Consider the following 17,002-nt stretch of genomic DNA (forward strand, 5'->3'; position numbering starts at 1 on the left):
TTACTGGCTATTTTGTTAGGAATTATGTCCCAGCTTCCCGTATCAATTATTATTCTTTTTTACTTAATTTATAATCAATTAAATAGATAGATTCTGGTGTAACATTAAAATGTCTTACTTTATTATTCACACCATCTATTTGAGAGTTGTATGTGATATAGCTGTTAGGAATATCTTTTTTAGATTCATTTAGTATTTCATTAGTCACTTGACCACGTTGCTTGTCACCGAAAGTAGTATTTAATTCTTTAATTAACTGAGTGACTTTAGTATTACTATAATTACCTTTATTTAATGCTCCATCAGGTAAGTATGCAGTGTTAAAGAAATAACCTGTATCACCACGTGGCACACTTAAATAACTATACATTGAAACATCCCAACCCTGTTTGTTTTTGAGATATCCTTCGATATCATCTACATTGCGTAATTGTATATCAACATTTGCCTTTTTAGCTTCAGATTGTATCACCTGTCCAATTTTAGGCAATTCTGGTCTGCCATCGTATGTGACCATGTTTAATTTAAGAGGATGTGATTTGGAATAACCTTCTTGAGCTAAAAGTTCTTTTGCACGCTTGATGTCTTGTGATTGAATTTCCTCTTTTTCTAATGATTTTAATCGATGGTTAAAAGGACCTGATGCTGGCTCAGCATAATTTTTAGAAATATTTTTAGCAATGTCTTTTCGATTAATAATCATATCTAGTGCTTCTCTTACTTTTTTATTAACTTTTTTACTATCATGATTGTATAACATTAAATGCGTTCTAAAGCCTGATGTACTTTGAATGTTTGCTTTGTTAGATTTTTTTACATCATCAACGCGTTCAATTGGAACATCAGTAGTCAAATCTGATTTGCCTGATAATAAGTGATCAACACGAGTATTACCATCTTCATGATAAGTGACATTAATTCTTTTTAATTTTGGCGTACCTTGCCAGTAGTCTTTGAATTGTTTTAGTACGATTTTTTGAGAACGTTTATACTGATCAATTTTATAAGGACCCGTACCAACAGGTTGATCAGTTACTTTGTTTTTAGCTTTTGTGTCGTAAATAGCAGCAAATGGGCTTGCGAGTTCAGACATTAATTCTGGATAAGGTTCTTTAGTATTGATTGTGACTTTTTGTCCATGAGCATTGATTGATTTGATAGGAAGTGATCCTTTTAACAAATCACTTTTTTTCATTCCTTCTTCGAGACTGCGTTTTACAGCTTCGCCTGTTAAATGATGACCGTTTTGAAATTTAATATTATCTTTTAAAGTGAGTTCTAGTTGATTGTCAGATACTTGATGATAATTTTTGACTAATAAAGGTTTTACTTTACCATTCTTCGACATTTTAAAAAGCGATTCCAAGGCACCTGTTTTAACTGGGATATCAGTTTCGTAAGGTGCAATTGATTTAGTTTTCAAAGGTATTTCAACATTGAGGGTGTCTTTGTCTGTACTTGAGGTGCCCCCACAGCTCGCTAAAACAAAAGATATCATGACAATAAGAGTAATCAATTTTTTCATAAATGAAATCCTCTCTAAATATGAATTATTTGAGATATTTAAAAATGTAATTATGTAGTAAATATAAATACATTTGGCATGATTATATTTGTAAACTCTCAACGAATTTTATTATATAACTTATAATTAAAAAAATAAAATTTTTGACAACTATGTTAGCATATTTATTTAAGATGCTACATTATACATTAGTACACAAATGTGATTTAATTATTCGTAATAATGATAATACAAAAGGGTGGGATAATTATGATAGGTAATATTCTAGTCGCTCACGGCATGAGAAAAGGAAATCAGAATGAAGCTTTAGAAGAATTTATCGGAACTTTATTAAAAGATGAGCAATATTATTATGAGTTAGCATTTTTAGAAAGTGAAACACAAAATCTTGAAATCATAATGGAGAAGATGATTAAGCAAGGAATTACAAAATTTCGTATTGTACCTTTACTCATTTTTAGTGCAATGCATTATATCAGTGATATTCCACAAATACTTAAAGAGATGAAAGCTCGATATCCACAAATTGATAGTAAAATGAGTGCGCCTCTTGGTACACATCCATATATGAAAACATTAGTAGAAAATAGAATTGCTGATGAGAAAGTCAGTGAAGGTTCAACCAAAGCAACTATAGTAATTGCCCATGGAAATGGAAGTGGACGTTTTACGAAAGCACATGATGAATTAAAAGCATTTGTTAAAACGCTTGATAGTCATCATCCTGTTTATGCAAGAGCTTTATATGGGACATTAGCATTTAAAAATGATTTAGATAAAATCTCAGAGCAATATGACGAGTTAGTCATTGTCCCATTATTTTTATTTGATGGTAGATTGGTGAATAAAGTAAAACGTCTTTTAGGTGAAATGACATTGCATAGTCAATTACACATTACGCCATCGATTAACTTTGATCCAATTTTAAGATTAATTATTAGAGAAAGACTTGAAGCGTTAGATATTTAATATATTTCAATTATTTTAAACGAATTTACAAAAAATAAATGATATGATTCGTTAAGGTTGGGGAATGTAACACAATTCATTGTTACATTCCCCTTAATATTTGATGATATTATTTCTATAATGAATGCAGCTCATTATAAAATAGTTTGTGGTTTAAAATGACAGCGTAAAGTGTAATTTCAATTGCAACATATATTATAAAATAGTTAATAATATATTTTAATTTTGGCCTCAATTTCATCCTAGAAAACCATATCCATGCCATTAGGGAAATCCCCGATTTTAATTTTAAATGTGAATTACATCACAAAAAACTGAAGTTTTGTTATAAGATGAACTTGAAAAGAGAAATACAAAATGATTAAATTTCTGACCTTTTATAAAGTTACATTGTGTTTTGTATTAAAAATTTATATTGATAAAAGGGGCATTAAAGTATGGCAAAACAAAAACTTGTAATGATTGGTAATGGTATGGCAGGTTTAAGAACGATAGAAGAGATTTTAGAACGTTCACAATCACAATTTGATATTACTATTATTGGGAAAGAACCTTATCCGAACTATAACAGAATTATGTTATCCAATATTTTACAGAAGAAAATGACCGTCGAAGATACAATTATGAATCCGTATGATTGGTATCAAGAGAATAATATTGAACTTATAAATAATGATCCAGTGGAAAAAGTTGATAAAGAAAACAAAATAGTTACTACTTCTAAAGGTATTGAAGTAGAGTATGACATTTGTATTTTCGCTACTGGATCAAAAGCTTTTGTATTACCTATACCAGGTTCAAATCTTCCTAGTGTCATTGGATGGCGAACAATTGATGATACAAATAAAATGATTGAAATTGCCCAAACGAAAAAACGCGCAGTTGTCATTGGTGGAGGTCTTCTAGGCTTAGAGTGTGCCAGAGGACTTCTAGATCAAGGAATGGAAGTGACAGTTCTTCATTTAGCTGATTGGCTCATGGAAATGCAATTGGATCGTAAAGCCGGAGAAATGCTTAAAGCGGATTTAGAAAAGCAAGGTATGAAGATTGAACTTCAAGCAAATTCTAAAGAAATCATTGGTGATAAAGATGTTGAAGCTATTAAATTAGCTGACGGTCGGGTGATTGAAACAGATTTAGTAGTTATGGCTGTTGGTATCAGACCTTATACTGAAGTTGCTAAAGATAGTGGATTAGATGTCAATAGAGGTATTGTTGTAAATGATTATATGCAAACATCTGATTCTCATATTTATGCAGTCGGTGAATGTGCCGAACATGATGGGAAAGTTTATGGATTGGTGGCGCCACTTTATGAACAAGGCAAAGTGCTAGCAGATTATTTAACTGGTAAAGAAACAAAAGGTTATAAAGGATCTACTACTTTCACTTCACTTAAAGTATCTGGTTGTGATTTATATAGTGCAGGGCAAATTGTTGAAGATGAAGATGTCCATGGTGTGGAAATTTTTAATAGTGTCGACAATATCTACAAAAAAGTGTATTTAAGTCAGGGTCAAGTCGTTGGTGCTGTCTTGTATGGTGATACTGATGATGGATCACGATTTTATAATATGATGAAAAAACATGAAACGCTTGAAGATTATACACTTGTTTCTTTATTGCATAAAGGTGATGAAGATGCGGGGACATCTATTGCTGATATGTCTGATGATGAAACGATTTGTGGATGTAATGGTGTTGATAAAGGAACAATCGTCAATGCTATTACAAGTAAAGGTTTAACGTCTGTAGATGAAGTGACTAAAGCAACAAAAGCAGGTAATTCATGTGGTAAGTGTAAAGGTCAAATCGGTGAGTTATTACAATATACATTAGGTGACGACTTTATTGCTGCAAAACCAACAGGTATTTGTCCATGTACTGATTTAACAAGAGACCAAATTGTAACTCAAATCAGGGCTAAAAATCTCAAATCATCAAAAGAAGTACGACACGTTCTTGATTTCAAAGATAAAGATGGTTGTCCTAAATGTCGACCTGCAATTAATTATTATTTAAATATGGTTTATCCTTTTGAACATCGAGACGAAAAAGATTCTCGCTTCGCTAATGAAAGATATCATGCAAATATACAAAATGATGGTACTTTCTCAGTGATTCCTCAAATGCGCGGTGGTGTTACAGATGCTGACCAACTCATTCGATTAGGAGAAGTTGCTAAAAAGTATAACGTACCACTTGTTAAAGTAACAGGTTCGCAACGTGTAGGTTTATATGGATTGAAAAAAGAAGAATTACCACAAGTTTGGAAAGATTTAGGAATGCGTTCTGCTTCTGCTTATGGTAAAAAGACGCGTTCTGTTAAAAGTTGCGTTGGTAAAGAGTTTTGTCGTTTTGGTACACAATACACAACTCGACTAGGAATAAGACTTGAAAAAACATTTGAATATATTGATACACCTCATAAATTTAAAATGGGAGTATCAGGTTGTCCGAGAAGTTGTGTAGAGTCTGGTGTTAAAGATTTTGGCGTCATATCTGTTGAAAATGGCTACCAAATATTTATCGGAGGTAATGGTGGTACTGATGTTACTGTAGGTAAATTGTTAACGACAGTTGAAACCGAAGATGAAGTGATTCAATTATGTGGTGCCCTCATGCAGTATTACAGAGAAACAGGTGTTTACGCTGAAAGAACAGCACCATGGTTAGAACGTATGGGCTTTGAAAATGTCAAGAATGTCTTATTAAATCAAGAAAAGCAAAAAGAACTGTATTTAAGAATTATGGAAGCCAAAAAAGCTGTTGAGAATGAACCATGGGAAACTATTGTTGAAAATAAAGAAGCACAAAAAATCTTTGAAGTTGAGAAGGTGTAAGAATGAAAGCTAAAGAAAAGATTAAAGTTACAACAATGAATGAAATGATTCCTCAAATAGGCAAAAAAGTAGTTGTAAACGAAAAAGAAATAGGTATTTTTCTCACAGATAATGGTGATTTATATGCCATTGGAAATATATGTCCACATAAAGAAGGACCGTTGTCTGAAGGGACTGTAAGTGGTGATTATGTTTACTGTCCGTTACACGATCAAAAAATAGCTTTAAAAACTGGAGAAGTACAACAACCTGATACAGGATGTGTAGAGACATACGAAGTAGAAGTTATTGATGGAGATATTTACTTATGTCTATAACTTATCCTGGCACAGTATATCTAATCGGTGCAGGACCAGGCAATCCAAACTTATTAACTAAAAAAGCTGAACGGTTAATTAGATCAGCTGACGTGATTTTATTTGATCGTCTCGTAAATCCTTTCATCTTACAGTATGCTTCTTCTCAAACAAAAGTGATCAATGTGGGAAAGAAACCTTATTGTAAACACATTCAACAAGAGGAGATTAATCAAAAAATTGTTGAAGCAGCTAATCAATATCAATGTGTGGTGAGACTAAAGGGAGGAGATCCTGCGATTTTTGGTAGAATTACAGAAGAAGTACAAACATTAGAAAATCATCATATTCATTACGAGATTGTCCCTGGTGTGACATCAGCAAGTGCTGCCGTAGCAACTATGAATATGGGATTAACGATGCGTTCTATCGCACCGAGTGTGACTTTCTCAACTGGTCATTTTAAAGATTCGGTTAATCACGATACGGATATTAGGAACTTGATTAATGGAGGCACTTTAGCTATTTATATGGGTGTGAAAAGATTAGGTCAAATTATTAAACAAATTGAATCATATACGAATGAAGACTACCCCATTGCAATAGTGTTTAATGCTTCCTGCTACAATGAAAAGATTGTTATAGGTCATTTAAGTACGATTGAAGAACAATTGGTTTCTCAACAACTAGAAGGTCATCCAGGCATATGCATTTTAGGTAATATACTTGATGACATTAATCGTACGTTATTGAATAATAATAAGAATGACAAGGGAAATCTATATTTAATCAAGGGAGATAAAGAACGTGCAATTGCAAAGGCTGAAACTTTATATGATGAAGGAATCCAATGTCTGATTGATTTTGACCATAGCTACCACATTTCTCAACAAAACGTGTATAACGAAATGATTAAACACAAGAGTATTAAAACAATATATGTATAAACATTTGGGTCTACAAGTTCATTATGAATTTGTAGGCCTTATTTTTTAGGGAATCTCTAACATCAATTAGGACATTCCCTAATATAATGGCTTTGTGAAAAAATGTACAATAAAGATAAGACACAATACCTATGCATTGAGAAAGGATATAACCTTGTATGGTGGGAGGATTAATAAAATGGGAAAATTTGGATTGAATTTCTTTAAACCGACAGAAAAGTTTAATGGAAATTGGTCGGTATTAGAGCATAAAAGTCGAGAATGGGAAAAGATGTATAGAGAAAGATGGAGCCACGACAAAGTTGTGAGAACGACGCATGGTGTTAACTGTACTGGATCATGTTCATGGAAAGTATTTGTCAAAAATGGCGTAATTACATGGGAAAATCAACAAATTGATTATCCAAGTTGTGGACCTGATATGCCAGAATTTGAGCCAAGAGGTTGTCCGAGAGGTGCATCATTTTCTTGGTATGAGTATAGTCCGTTAAGAGTTAAATATCCTTATATTAGAGGTAAATTATTAGATTTATGGACCGAAGCGCTTGAAGAACAAAAGGGAAACCGAATTGCGGCATGGGCATCCATCGTAGAAAATGAAGAAAAAGCCAAACAATATAAAGAAGCAAGAGGTAAAGGTGGACACGTCAGAGCAAATTGGAAAGATGCCACAGATATCATTGCAGCTCAAATTTTATACACCATAAAAAAAGATGGACCGGATCGTATTGCTGGATTTACTCCTATTCCTGCTATGTCGATGATTAGTTATGCTTCAGGAGCAAGATTTATTAATTTGTTAGGTGGAGAAATGTTAAGTTTTTACGATTGGTATGCTGATTTACCACCTGCATCTCCACAAATTTGGGGTGAGCAAACAGACGTGCCAGAATCCAGTGATTGGTACAACGCCTCATACATAATGATGTGGGGATCAAACGTTCCATTAACACGTACACCTGACGCACATTTTATGACTGAAGTTAGATATAAAGGGGCGAAAGTTATTTCAGTAGCACCTGATTATGCTGAGAATGTTAAGTTCGCCGATCATTGGCTTGCACCACATCCGGGGACAGATGCAGCGGTTGCACAAGCAATGACACATGTTATTTTACAGGAATATTATGAAAATCAACCGAATGATATGTTTATTAACTATGCTAAGCAATATTCTGATATGCCGTTTGTCATTATATTAGATGAAGATGAGAATGGCTATAAAGCAGGTAGATTCTTGCGTGCTTCTGATTTAGGGATGTCAGGTGAAAATAATGAATGGAAGCCAGTTATTCAAGACAAATTGAGTCAACAATTACTTGTTCCTAATGGCACAATGGGGCAACGCTGGGAAGAAGGGAAAAAATGGAATTTGAAACTTGAAACAGAGGATGGTACACCAATTGATCCAATGTTATCAATGGTTGAAAGTGACTATCATGTTGAAACGATTCAATTTCCATATTTTGATAGCAGTGGTGATGGTATCTTTGAGAGACCTATTGCAACGAGAACTATTCAGTTAGCTAACGGAGAAGAAGTTAAAATTGCTACGGTTTATGATTTAATGACGAGTCAATATGGTGTTCAACGTTTTGAACACGAACTAGAAGCTACATCTTATGATGACGCATCTTCTAAATATACTCCCGCTTGGCAAGAACAAATTACAGGTATCAAAAAAGAATTAGTGACGAAAGTGGCAAAAGAATTTGCACAAAATGCTATTGATACTGGTGGACGCTCAATGATTATTATGGGGGCTGGTATCAACCATTGGTTTAACTCCGATACTATTTATCGTTCAATTCTTAACTTAGTACTATTGTGTGGTTGTCAAGGCGTTAACGGTGGTGGTTGGGCACACTATGTAGGACAAGAAAAATGTCGACCAATTGAAGGATGGAATACTATTGCATTCGCTAAAGATTGGCAAGGTCCTCCACGTTTACAAAATGGTACAAGTTGGTTCTATTTCGCTACAGATCAATGGAAGTATGAAGAATCAAATGTAGATAAATTAAAATCACCATTAGCTGAAAATATTAAGCATCAACATCCAGCTGATTACAATGTAACAGCTGCTCGTATGGGCTGGTTGCCTTCATATCCACAGTTTAATAAAAACAGTCTATTATTTGGTGAAGAGGCTAAAGATGAAGGTGATGATTCAAATGAAGCCATCTTACAAAAAGCGATTGAATCAGTTAAAAATAAAGATACACAATTTGCGATAGAAGATCCAGATTTAAGAAAAAACCATCCTAAAACATTATTTGTATGGAGATCTAATTTAATTTCTAGTTCAGCTAAAGGACAAGAATACTTTATGAAGCACTTGTTAGGTGCGCGCTCTGGTTTAATGGCAGAGCCAAATGAAGATGATAAACCAGAGGAAATTAAATGGCGCGAGGATACAGAAGGGAAACTTGATTTATTAGTATCACTTGATTTCAGAATGACTGCGACGCCATTATATTCAGATATCGTTTTACCTGCTGCAACTTGGTATGAAAAACATGATTTATCTTCTACAGACATGCATCCATTTATTCATCCATTTAACCCAGCGATTGACCCATTATGGGAATCGCGTTCGGACTGGGATATTTATAAAACTCTAAGTAAAGCTGTTTCAGAAATGGCGAAAGATTATCTTCCAGGTAAATTTAAAGATGTCGTAACTACACCATTAGGACATGATTCAAAACAAGAAATTTCAACTGAATACGGTATTGTAAAAGATTGGTCTAAAGGAGAAATTGAAGGTGTGCCAGGTAAAACAATGCCTAATTTTTCTATCGTAGAGCGAGACTATACACAAATTTACGATAAATTCGTTACTGTTGGTCCAAAACTAGAAAAAGGGAAAATAGGTGCTCATGGTGTGAGTTATAGCGTTAGTGAAGAGTACGAAGAACTTAAAAGTATAGTTGGAACTTGGAATGATGATAATACTATTTCAGTTAAAAATGATAGACCGAGAATAGATACAGCGAGAAAAGTAGCAGATGTCATTTTGAATATATCCTCTGCTACAAACGGCAAATTATCACAAAAGTCATATGAAGATTTAGAAAATCAAACAGGTATGGAACTTAAAGATATTTCTAAAGAACGTGCTTCTGAAAAGATATCATTCTTAAACATTACTTCTCAACCAAGAGAAGTGATTCCAACTGCAGTATTCCCTGGCTCTAATAAAGATGGAAGACGCTACTCACCGTTTACAACTAATGTTGAACGTTTAGTGCCATTTAGAACACTAACTGGACGTCAAAGTTATTATATAGATCATGAGGTATTCCAACAGTTTGGCGAAAGTTTACCGGTATATAAACCTACTTTACCTCCAATGGTATTTGGTGCTCGTGATAAAAAAGTTAAAGGTGGACAAGATACATTAGTGCTTCGATACCTTACACCTCATGGAAAATGGAATATTCATTCAACTTATCAAGATAATGAACGCATGTTGACGTTGTTTAGAGGTGGACCAGTTGTATGGATTTCAAATGAAGACGCAGCTGACCATGGTATTAATGATAACGACTGGTTAGAAGTATACAACAGAAACGGAGTTGTTACTGCCAGAGCTGTAACATCTCATCGTATGCCTAGAGGCACAATGTTTATGTATCATGCACAAGATAAACATATAGAGACACCTGGTTCTGAAATTACTGATACTCGTGGAGGTTCTCATAATGCACCTACTCGTATTCACTTGAAACCTACTCAATTAGTAGGAGGATATGCACAAATTAGTTATCACTTTAACTATTATGGACCAATTGGAAATCAAAGAGATGAGTATGTAGCTGTTAGAAAAATGAAGGAGGTCAATTGGCTTGAAGATTAAAGCGCAAGTTGCAATGGTATTGAATCTAGACAAATGTATTGGTTGTCATACTTGCAGTGTGACATGTAAAAACACATGGACAAATCGACCTGGTGCAGAATATATGTGGTTTAATAACGTAGAAACAAAACCGGGTGTAGGATATCCAAAAAGATGGGAAGACCAAGGACAATATAAAGGTGGTTGGGTGCTAAATAAAAAAGGAAAGCTTGAATTAAAATCTGGTAACAGATGGTCAAAAATTGCTTTAGGTAAAATCTTCTATAATCCAGACATGCCACTCATTCAAGATTATTATGAACCGTGGACATATAACTATGAACACTTAACCAATGCTAAACAAGGACAGCACTCTCCCGTGGCGACAGCTCACTCTTTAATTTCAGGTGATAGATTGAATCTTAAATGGGGGCCAAACTGGGAAGATGATTTAGCTGGAGGTCACATTACAGGACCAGAGGATCCAAATATTCAGAAAATAGAAGAAGATATTAAATTCCAATTCGATGAGACATTTATGATGTATTTACCAAGACTATGTGAACACTGTTTAAATCCAAGTTGCGTAGCATCTTGTCCATCAGGAGCTATGTATAAACGAGATGAGGATGGTATCGTACTCGTCGATCAAGAAGCCTGTCGAGGTTGGAGATACTGTATGACTGGATGTCCGTATAAAAAAGTATATTTTAACTGGAAAACGAATAAAGCTGAAAAATGTACATTTTGTTTCCCACGAATCGAAGCTGGTATGCCAACTGTTTGTTCCGAAACTTGTACAGGACGTATGAGATATTTAGGTGTTTTATTATATGACGCAGATCGCGTTCAAGAAGCGGCTTCAGCTAAAGATGAAAAAGACTTATACGAAAAACAATTAGACCTATTCCTTGATCCATTTGATGAGGAAGTCATTGCACAAGCTGAAAAAGATGGAATAAATCAAGAATGGATTACAGCAGCTCAAAACTCACCAGTGTATAAATTGGCAATAGAATATAAAATGGCCTTTCCATTGCATCCTGAATTTAGAACTATGCCGATGGTGTGGTATTGTCCACCTTTAAGTCCTATTATGAGTTATTTCGAAGGTGAAAATGCAGGTCAAAATCCAGATATGATTTTCCCAGCTATTGAGGAAATGCGTTTACCTATTCAATACTTAGCAAATTTATTAACTGCTGGCGACACAAAACCTGTTAAAGAGGGCTTACAAAAAATGGCGATGATGAGAAGTTATATGCGTTCTCAAATAACAAACCAACCTTTCGATACTTCTAAATTAGAACGATTAGGACTTACTGAAAGACAGATGACTGAAATGTATCGCTTACTAGGTATTGCTAAATATGAAGATCGTTTTGTTGTGCCTTCTTCCCATAAAGAAACATATTTAGATACTTATAAAGCGCAAGGAAGTCAAGGTTACGGTGGAGAGTACTTTGGCTCTAATTGTGAAGGTTGTGGTGTTGCAGTTCAATCAGGTAAAACTGGACAAGAAATTTATAATGAAAATTTCTATGGAGGGATCTTCCGTGATTAACCTTGAACAATTAAGTCTATACCAAGATAGCTTAGGCTATCTTGGTCAACAAATGAATTTTCCAGAAAAAATGACATTTCATCCAAAAATATTTGAAGAAACTATTTCTAAGTCTCACCCCGGCTACGAAGATTTGCTTGCATATAGAGAAGTCATGATGAATTATACTTTGTCAGAAATTAAAGCTATCTATACAGATACATTTGATTTTAGTAAAAAACACCCACTCTATATGACATTTAATAAATTTGACACGCAAAAAGAACGGGGTCAAATGCTAGCTAAATTAAAGGTTTTATACGAAATGTTTGGACTAAAAATGGTTGATAATGAATTATCTGATTTTCTCCCATTGATGCTACAGTTTTTGCAAGTTGCTGATTTTAAAAATGATAGTCGAGCACAGGAAAACCTTCAACTTGTCATTATGATTATTGAAGATGGTACGTATGAAATGGCAAATACCCTAGCTGAAAACAATAATCCCTATGCATATGTTGTCAGTGCATTAAGAAAAACTTTAAAAGCGTGTATCGTGCCTTTGAAAGAGGTGGAAAATCATGCTTAATCAATTTGTATGGGTTATTTATCCATATTTATGTTTAGCAATATTTGTTATTGGACATATCGCAAGATATAAATATGATCAATTTTCATGGACAGCAAAGTCGAGTGAAATGATTGAAAAGAAACGATTAAAATGGGGAAGTTTACTTTTTCATTTAGGTATTATTCCGGTATTCTTTGGTCATGTTGTGGGATTATTGATTCCCGCTAATTGGTTAGAGGCGATAGGAGTAAATAATCATATCTATCATATAGGTGCAGTTTATATAGGTAGTGTTTTTGGTATAATAACATTAATAGGAATGTTGTTGCTAACTTTAAGACGACTATCCATCAAAAACGTTAGACGATTAAGTTCATTTTCAGATATATTTGTGAATATCGTTTTGTTGATTATTTTAATAATGGGTTGTTATTCTACGCTTGTAACCAATGCGATTCAACCTGAATTTGATTATCGTCAAACCATTGCGATATGGTTTAGACATTTATTCATGTTTTCTCCAAATGCTGACTTAATGTTAAACGTGCCTTGGTCGTTTAAACTGCACATATTATTAGGGTTTACAGTGTTTGCGTGTTGGCCATTTACTCGTTTAGTACATGTTTGGAGTGTACCACTGTCTTATATGAACAGAAGATATATTGTTTATCGCAAAAACAAAATTTAATTTATTATGAGGTGAAAGTGTGGAACCAGAATCTTTAAAACATAATCAACATTTACAAATGAATTTAGATAAGTTGAGAGCACAAGAGGGTTATGATTTTGGTGGTATCGCTTTATATGATTATCATCACACTTCATCACCAATTAAATGGCAATATGTTTCAGGTAACACAAATGATAGATATAAACTTATCATTTTGAGAAAGGGTAGAGGGCTTGCTGGAATGGTGATGAAAACCGGTAAGCGTATGGTTATTGCTGATGTAGATACAGCTTTATCTCCAGAAGAGAAAGTTAAATTTCCAATCATTCTTAGTGAGTCATTGACAGCTGTAGTTGCAGTCCCTTTATGGTTAGAAAATTCAATGTATGGCGTTTTATTATTAGGTCAAAGAAATCATCAGCCGTTACCTCAGTCATTGGACCAACTTAATATTGAAAAACAAATCGGTATTTTTACAGAAATAAACTAGGTGGTAAATATGTTGGAGCAAACTGATTTAAGTTTAGAGCAATTACTTAAGAATTATTATGAAACCACGAACGAGAAAATTGTATTTGTTAATAGACAAGGCAAAATTATTGCTATGAATGACGCAGCAAAAGATATTTTAACTGAGGAAGATAATTATAATGCTATGACAAATGCGATTTGTCATCGATGCGAAGGATACTCTAATGAATATGATGTACAATCGTGTAAAGATTGTTTTTTAGAGACAACGCAATTACAACATTCCAATTTCCAAGTATTTATGAAGACAAAAGATAATGAAATTAAGCCTTTTACAGCTATGTATCAAAATATTGATGAACAAAGAGGTATTAGTGCATTTACCTTACAGAATGTGGCGCCTCAGATTGAAAGGCAAGAAAAAATGTATCAACAAAAAATGTTACATCGTTCAATTCAAGCACAAGAAAATGAACGAAAGCGTATTTCTAGAGAATTACATGATAGTGTAATACAGGATATGCTCAATATAGATGTTGAACTAAGGCTTTTGAAGTATAAGCACAGGGATAAGGTGTTAGCTGAAACATCTCAACGTATAGAAGGCTTATTATCACAGCTTATTGATGATATTAGAAATATGTCTGTTGAATTAAGACCTTCTTCTCTCGACGATTTAGGCATTGAAGCAGCTTTTAAATCATATTTTAAACAGTTTGAAGAAAATTATGGTATGCATATTAAATATGATTCGAACATTAAAGGCATGCGTTTTGATAATGAAATTGAAACAGTTGTGTATCGTGTAGTTCAAGAGGGTGTATTTAATGCTCTAAAATATGCTGAGGTTAATGAAATTGAGGTAAGTACGCATAGTGATGGCAAGCAGCTTGTAGCAGAGGTTGTGGATCGAGGTAAAGGGTTTAGTTTAGATCATCACCCTAAAGGCTCTGGACTTGGATTGTACGGAATGAGAGAACGTGCAGAATTAGTTAACGGTCATGTTAATATAGAGACACATATTAATAGAGGTACTATAATTACATTAGATATACCGATTTAAGTTGATGATGTAAGTTGGGGGAATTGAAGTGAAAATAGTTATAGCGGATGACCATGCAGTTGTTAGGACAGGATTTTCAATGATATTAAATTATCAAGAAGATATGGAAGTTGTTGCAACTGCAGCTGACGGGGTTGAAGCTTATCAAAAAGTGTTAGAACATCGACCAGATGTTTTAATTTTAGATTTGAGCATGCCGCCAGGAGAGTCAGGCTTAATCGCAACCAGTAAAATTTCTGAAAGTTTTCCTGATACTAAAATTTTAATACTTACGATGTTTGATGACGAAGAATATTTATTTCATGTGTTAAAAAGTGGTGCTAAAGGATACATTTTAAAAAATTCACCTGATGAGCAATTAATATTGGCCGTACGTACAGTATATCAAGGTGAAACTTATGTTGATATGAAATTGACGACGTCTTTAGTCAATGAGTTTGTCAATCAATCACAAACGGATGAAGTGTCATCATCTTCAGATCCATTTAAAATTTTATCGAAACGAGAGTTAGAAATATTACCTCTTATAGCAAAAGGCTATGGCAATAAAGATATTGCAGAAAAGTTGTTTGTATCGGTGAAAACGGTAGAGGCACATAAAACGCATATTATGACGAAACTAAATTTAAAGAGTAAACCTGAATTAGTTGAATATGCCTTAAAGAAAAAATTATTAGAATTTTAAATGTATATCATGATTGATTATTAGGGCTTACTTAGTCTATGACTAAGTAGTCCTTTTTTTGTACCTTTATATAGGGAAAAATAAAAGTAAAATCAGGGTATGTCCTTATGTTCATATTTTCACAAACATATTAAAATGAATTTGTGATTGGTACTTTGTTTATAATTTTGTTTTATATTATTAATTTTGACCTCTTATTAAGCTCTCACAAAGTACCAATACACCTTATAATTAAATCAGATGAAGGTGAATTAAAATGAACATGAAAAAGGGTGTTTCTCAGCTTACGTTACAGACATTGAGTTTGGTCGCAGGCTTTATGGCATGGAGTATCATTTCTCCATTAATGCCATTTATTTCACAAGATGTTGATATTTCTCCAGGACAAATATCTGTCATTTTAGCTATTCCTGTTATTTTAGGTTCTGTACTACGTGTACCATTTGGGTACTTAACTAACATTGTAGGAGCGAAATGGGTGTTTTTCTGGAGTTTTATTGTACTATTACTTCCAATTTTTCTTTTAGGTCAAGCTCAATCACCCGGTATGCTAATGTTATCAGGATTCTTTCTAGGAATTGGTGGCGCAATTTTTTCAGTAGGTGTTACTTCAGTACCTAAATACTTTTCAAAAGACAAAGTTGGTTTAGCAAATGGTATATATGGTGTAGGTAATATTGGTACTGCAGTTTCATCATTTTGTGCCCCAGTGTTAGCAGGTGCAATTGGCTGGCAAAATACAGTTCGTAGTTATTTAATTATTCTAAGTATATTTGCAATTTTAATGTTTTTTTTAGGAGATAAAAATGAGCCGAAAGTGAAGATTCCTTTGATGGCTCAAGTCAAAGACCTATCTAAGAATTATAAGTTGTATTATTTAAGTTTGTGGTATTTTATTACTTTTGGAGCTTTTGTGGCTTTTGGAATCTTTTTACCGAACTTCCTAGTTGATCATTTTAGTATTGATAAAGTGGATGCAGGTATTCGTTCAGGTATATTTATAGCACTAGCGACATTCTTAAGACCGGTTGGTGGTGTTATAGGTGATAAATTTAATGCAGTACAAGCGCTTATCATCGACTTCGTGATAATGATTATTGGTGCACTTATATTAAGCTTATCTAGTCATATTGTTCTGTTTACGATAGGCTGTTTAGCAATTAGTATCTGTGCGGGTATAGGTAATGGTTTAATATTTAAATTAGTACCTTCATACTTTTCTAAAGAAGCAGGTTCAGCGAATGGTATTGTATCCATGATGGGGGGACTAGGCGGTTTCTTCCCACCACTAGTGATTACTTTTGTAACGAGTATCACTGGTTCAAGTCATCTCGCTTTCTTCTTCTTAGCTATATTTGGTGTAATTGCTCTTATTACAATGATTCATTTAAATAAAAAAGAAAAAGCTGTTCGTATATAAATAAAAATTGTGTCCTAAGGTGAGCATTAAAGAGTGTTCAAATTAGGGCACATTTTTGTTTAATATCAAAATAAAATATTCAAAAAATTTTGCTATTTTCGTTTCATTAGAATGAAATAACTAACAGTCAGATTTCATACACATACTGAACCAAAGAC

Annotated in this window: 13 protein-coding genes; 12 read left to right on the forward strand and 1 reads right to left on the reverse strand. The window is 33.7% G+C overall.

Annotated elements, in window-relative coordinates; all coding sequences use genetic code 11:
* Positions 1-49: 49 nt before the first annotated feature.
* Positions 50-1,525: a nickel ABC transporter substrate-binding protein gene (gene nikA / locus HMPREF2576_RS06775; RefSeq protein WP_002469196.1), complete on the reverse strand. Its 1,476-nt coding sequence runs from the start codon at positions 1,523-1,525 to the stop codon at positions 50-52.
* A 249-nt stretch (positions 1,526-1,774) separates the two neighbouring features.
* Between nikA and HMPREF2576_RS06780 the strand changes: the two genes are divergently transcribed.
* The 12 genes from HMPREF2576_RS06780 to HMPREF2576_RS06835 all read left to right on the forward strand — a co-directional run bounded on the left by HMPREF2576_RS06780 (position 1,775) and on the right by HMPREF2576_RS06835 (position 16,844).
* Positions 1,775-2,494, forward strand: coding sequence for a sirohydrochlorin chelatase (locus HMPREF2576_RS06780; protein WP_002456056.1), 720 nt, complete (start codon positions 1,775-1,777; stop codon positions 2,492-2,494).
* 437 nt (positions 2,495-2,931) lie between these two features.
* A complete protein-coding gene (gene nirB / locus HMPREF2576_RS06785; protein ID WP_002438309.1) occupies positions 2,932-5,337 on the forward strand; it encodes a nitrite reductase large subunit NirB in 2,406 nt (801 codons plus the stop codon).
* Positions 5,338-5,339: 2 nt separating this feature from the next.
* Positions 5,340-5,654: a nitrite reductase small subunit NirD gene (nirD, locus tag HMPREF2576_RS06790; protein WP_002438311.1), complete on the forward strand. Its 315-nt coding sequence runs from the start codon at positions 5,340-5,342 to the stop codon at positions 5,652-5,654.
* On the forward strand, positions 5,645-6,580 hold the full coding sequence (cobA, locus tag HMPREF2576_RS06795) for a uroporphyrinogen-III C-methyltransferase (RefSeq protein ID WP_002438313.1): 936 nt from the start codon (positions 5,645-5,647) through the stop codon (positions 6,578-6,580). The genes nirD and cobA overlap by 10 nt, the downstream gene beginning before the upstream one ends.
* A gap of 178 nt (positions 6,581-6,758) precedes the next feature.
* A complete protein-coding gene (locus tag HMPREF2576_RS06800; protein WP_002501845.1) occupies positions 6,759-10,442 on the forward strand; it encodes a nitrate reductase subunit alpha in 3,684 nt (1,227 codons plus the stop codon).
* Entirely contained in the window at positions 10,432-11,985 is a 1,554-nt protein-coding gene (gene narH, locus HMPREF2576_RS06805; protein ID WP_002438317.1) for a nitrate reductase subunit beta, read from the forward strand. The genes HMPREF2576_RS06800 and narH overlap by 11 nt, the downstream gene beginning before the upstream one ends.
* Positions 11,978-12,553, forward strand: coding sequence for a nitrate reductase molybdenum cofactor assembly chaperone (gene narJ, locus HMPREF2576_RS06810; RefSeq protein ID WP_002456058.1), 576 nt, complete (start codon positions 11,978-11,980; stop codon positions 12,551-12,553). The genes narH and narJ overlap by 8 nt, the downstream gene beginning before the upstream one ends.
* On the forward strand, positions 12,546-13,223 hold the full coding sequence (gene narI / locus HMPREF2576_RS06815) for a respiratory nitrate reductase subunit gamma (RefSeq protein WP_002438321.1): 678 nt from the start codon (positions 12,546-12,548) through the stop codon (positions 13,221-13,223). Before narJ ends, narI begins: the two co-directional genes overlap by 8 nt.
* Before the next feature lie 19 nt (positions 13,224-13,242).
* Positions 13,243-13,695 carry a nitrate respiration regulation accessory nitrate sensor NreA gene (nreA, locus tag HMPREF2576_RS06820; RefSeq protein WP_001831592.1) on the forward strand — a complete coding sequence of 151 codons (453 nt, stop codon included), beginning with the start codon at positions 13,243-13,245 and terminating at the stop codon, positions 13,693-13,695.
* 9 nt (positions 13,696-13,704) lie between these two features.
* Positions 13,705-14,739: a sensor histidine kinase gene (locus tag HMPREF2576_RS06825; protein WP_002456059.1), complete on the forward strand. Its 1,035-nt coding sequence runs from the start codon at positions 13,705-13,707 to the stop codon at positions 14,737-14,739.
* Positions 14,740-14,767: 28 nt separating this feature from the next.
* Entirely contained in the window at positions 14,768-15,424 is a 657-nt protein-coding gene (gene nreC / locus HMPREF2576_RS06830) for a nitrate respiration regulation response regulator NreC (protein WP_002438326.1), read from the forward strand.
* A gap of 256 nt (positions 15,425-15,680) precedes the next feature.
* Complete coding sequence (locus tag HMPREF2576_RS06835) at positions 15,681-16,844, forward strand: nitrate/nitrite transporter (RefSeq protein WP_002501846.1); 1,164 nt, start codon at positions 15,681-15,683, stop codon at positions 16,842-16,844.
* Positions 16,845-17,002: the final 158 nt, after the last annotated feature.

It is taken from the genome of Staphylococcus sp. HMSC063F05, assembly GCF_001837075.1.
In the GTDB taxonomy this organism is placed as follows: Bacteria; Bacillota; Bacilli; order Staphylococcales; family Staphylococcaceae; genus Staphylococcus; species Staphylococcus epidermidis.

What these genes read in the sequence shown, in the direction of transcription:
- nikA (WP_002469196.1), bottom strand. Translation starts at nt 1,525, where the DNA reads ATGAAAAAATTGATTACTCTTATTGTCATGATATCTTTTGTTTTAGCG.
- HMPREF2576_RS06780 (WP_002456056.1), top strand. Translation starts at nt 1,775, where the DNA reads ATGATAGGTAATATTCTAGTCGCTCACGGCATGAGAAAAGGAAATCAG.
- nirB (WP_002438309.1), top strand. Translation starts at nt 2,932, where the DNA reads ATGGCAAAACAAAAACTTGTAATGATTGGTAATGGTATGGCAGGTTTA.
- nirD (WP_002438311.1), top strand. Translation starts at nt 5,340, where the DNA reads ATGAAAGCTAAAGAAAAGATTAAAGTTACAACAATGAATGAAATGATT.
- cobA (WP_002438313.1), top strand. Translation starts at nt 5,645, where the DNA reads ATGTCTATAACTTATCCTGGCACAGTATATCTAATCGGTGCAGGACCA.
- HMPREF2576_RS06800 (WP_002501845.1), top strand. Translation starts at nt 6,759, where the DNA reads ATGGGAAAATTTGGATTGAATTTCTTTAAACCGACAGAAAAGTTTAAT.
- narI (WP_002438321.1), top strand. Translation starts at nt 12,546, where the DNA reads ATGCTTAATCAATTTGTATGGGTTATTTATCCATATTTATGTTTAGCA.
- HMPREF2576_RS06825 (WP_002456059.1), top strand. Translation starts at nt 13,705, where the DNA reads ATGTTGGAGCAAACTGATTTAAGTTTAGAGCAATTACTTAAGAATTAT.
- HMPREF2576_RS06835 (WP_002501846.1), top strand. Translation starts at nt 15,681, where the DNA reads ATGAACATGAAAAAGGGTGTTTCTCAGCTTACGTTACAGACATTGAGT.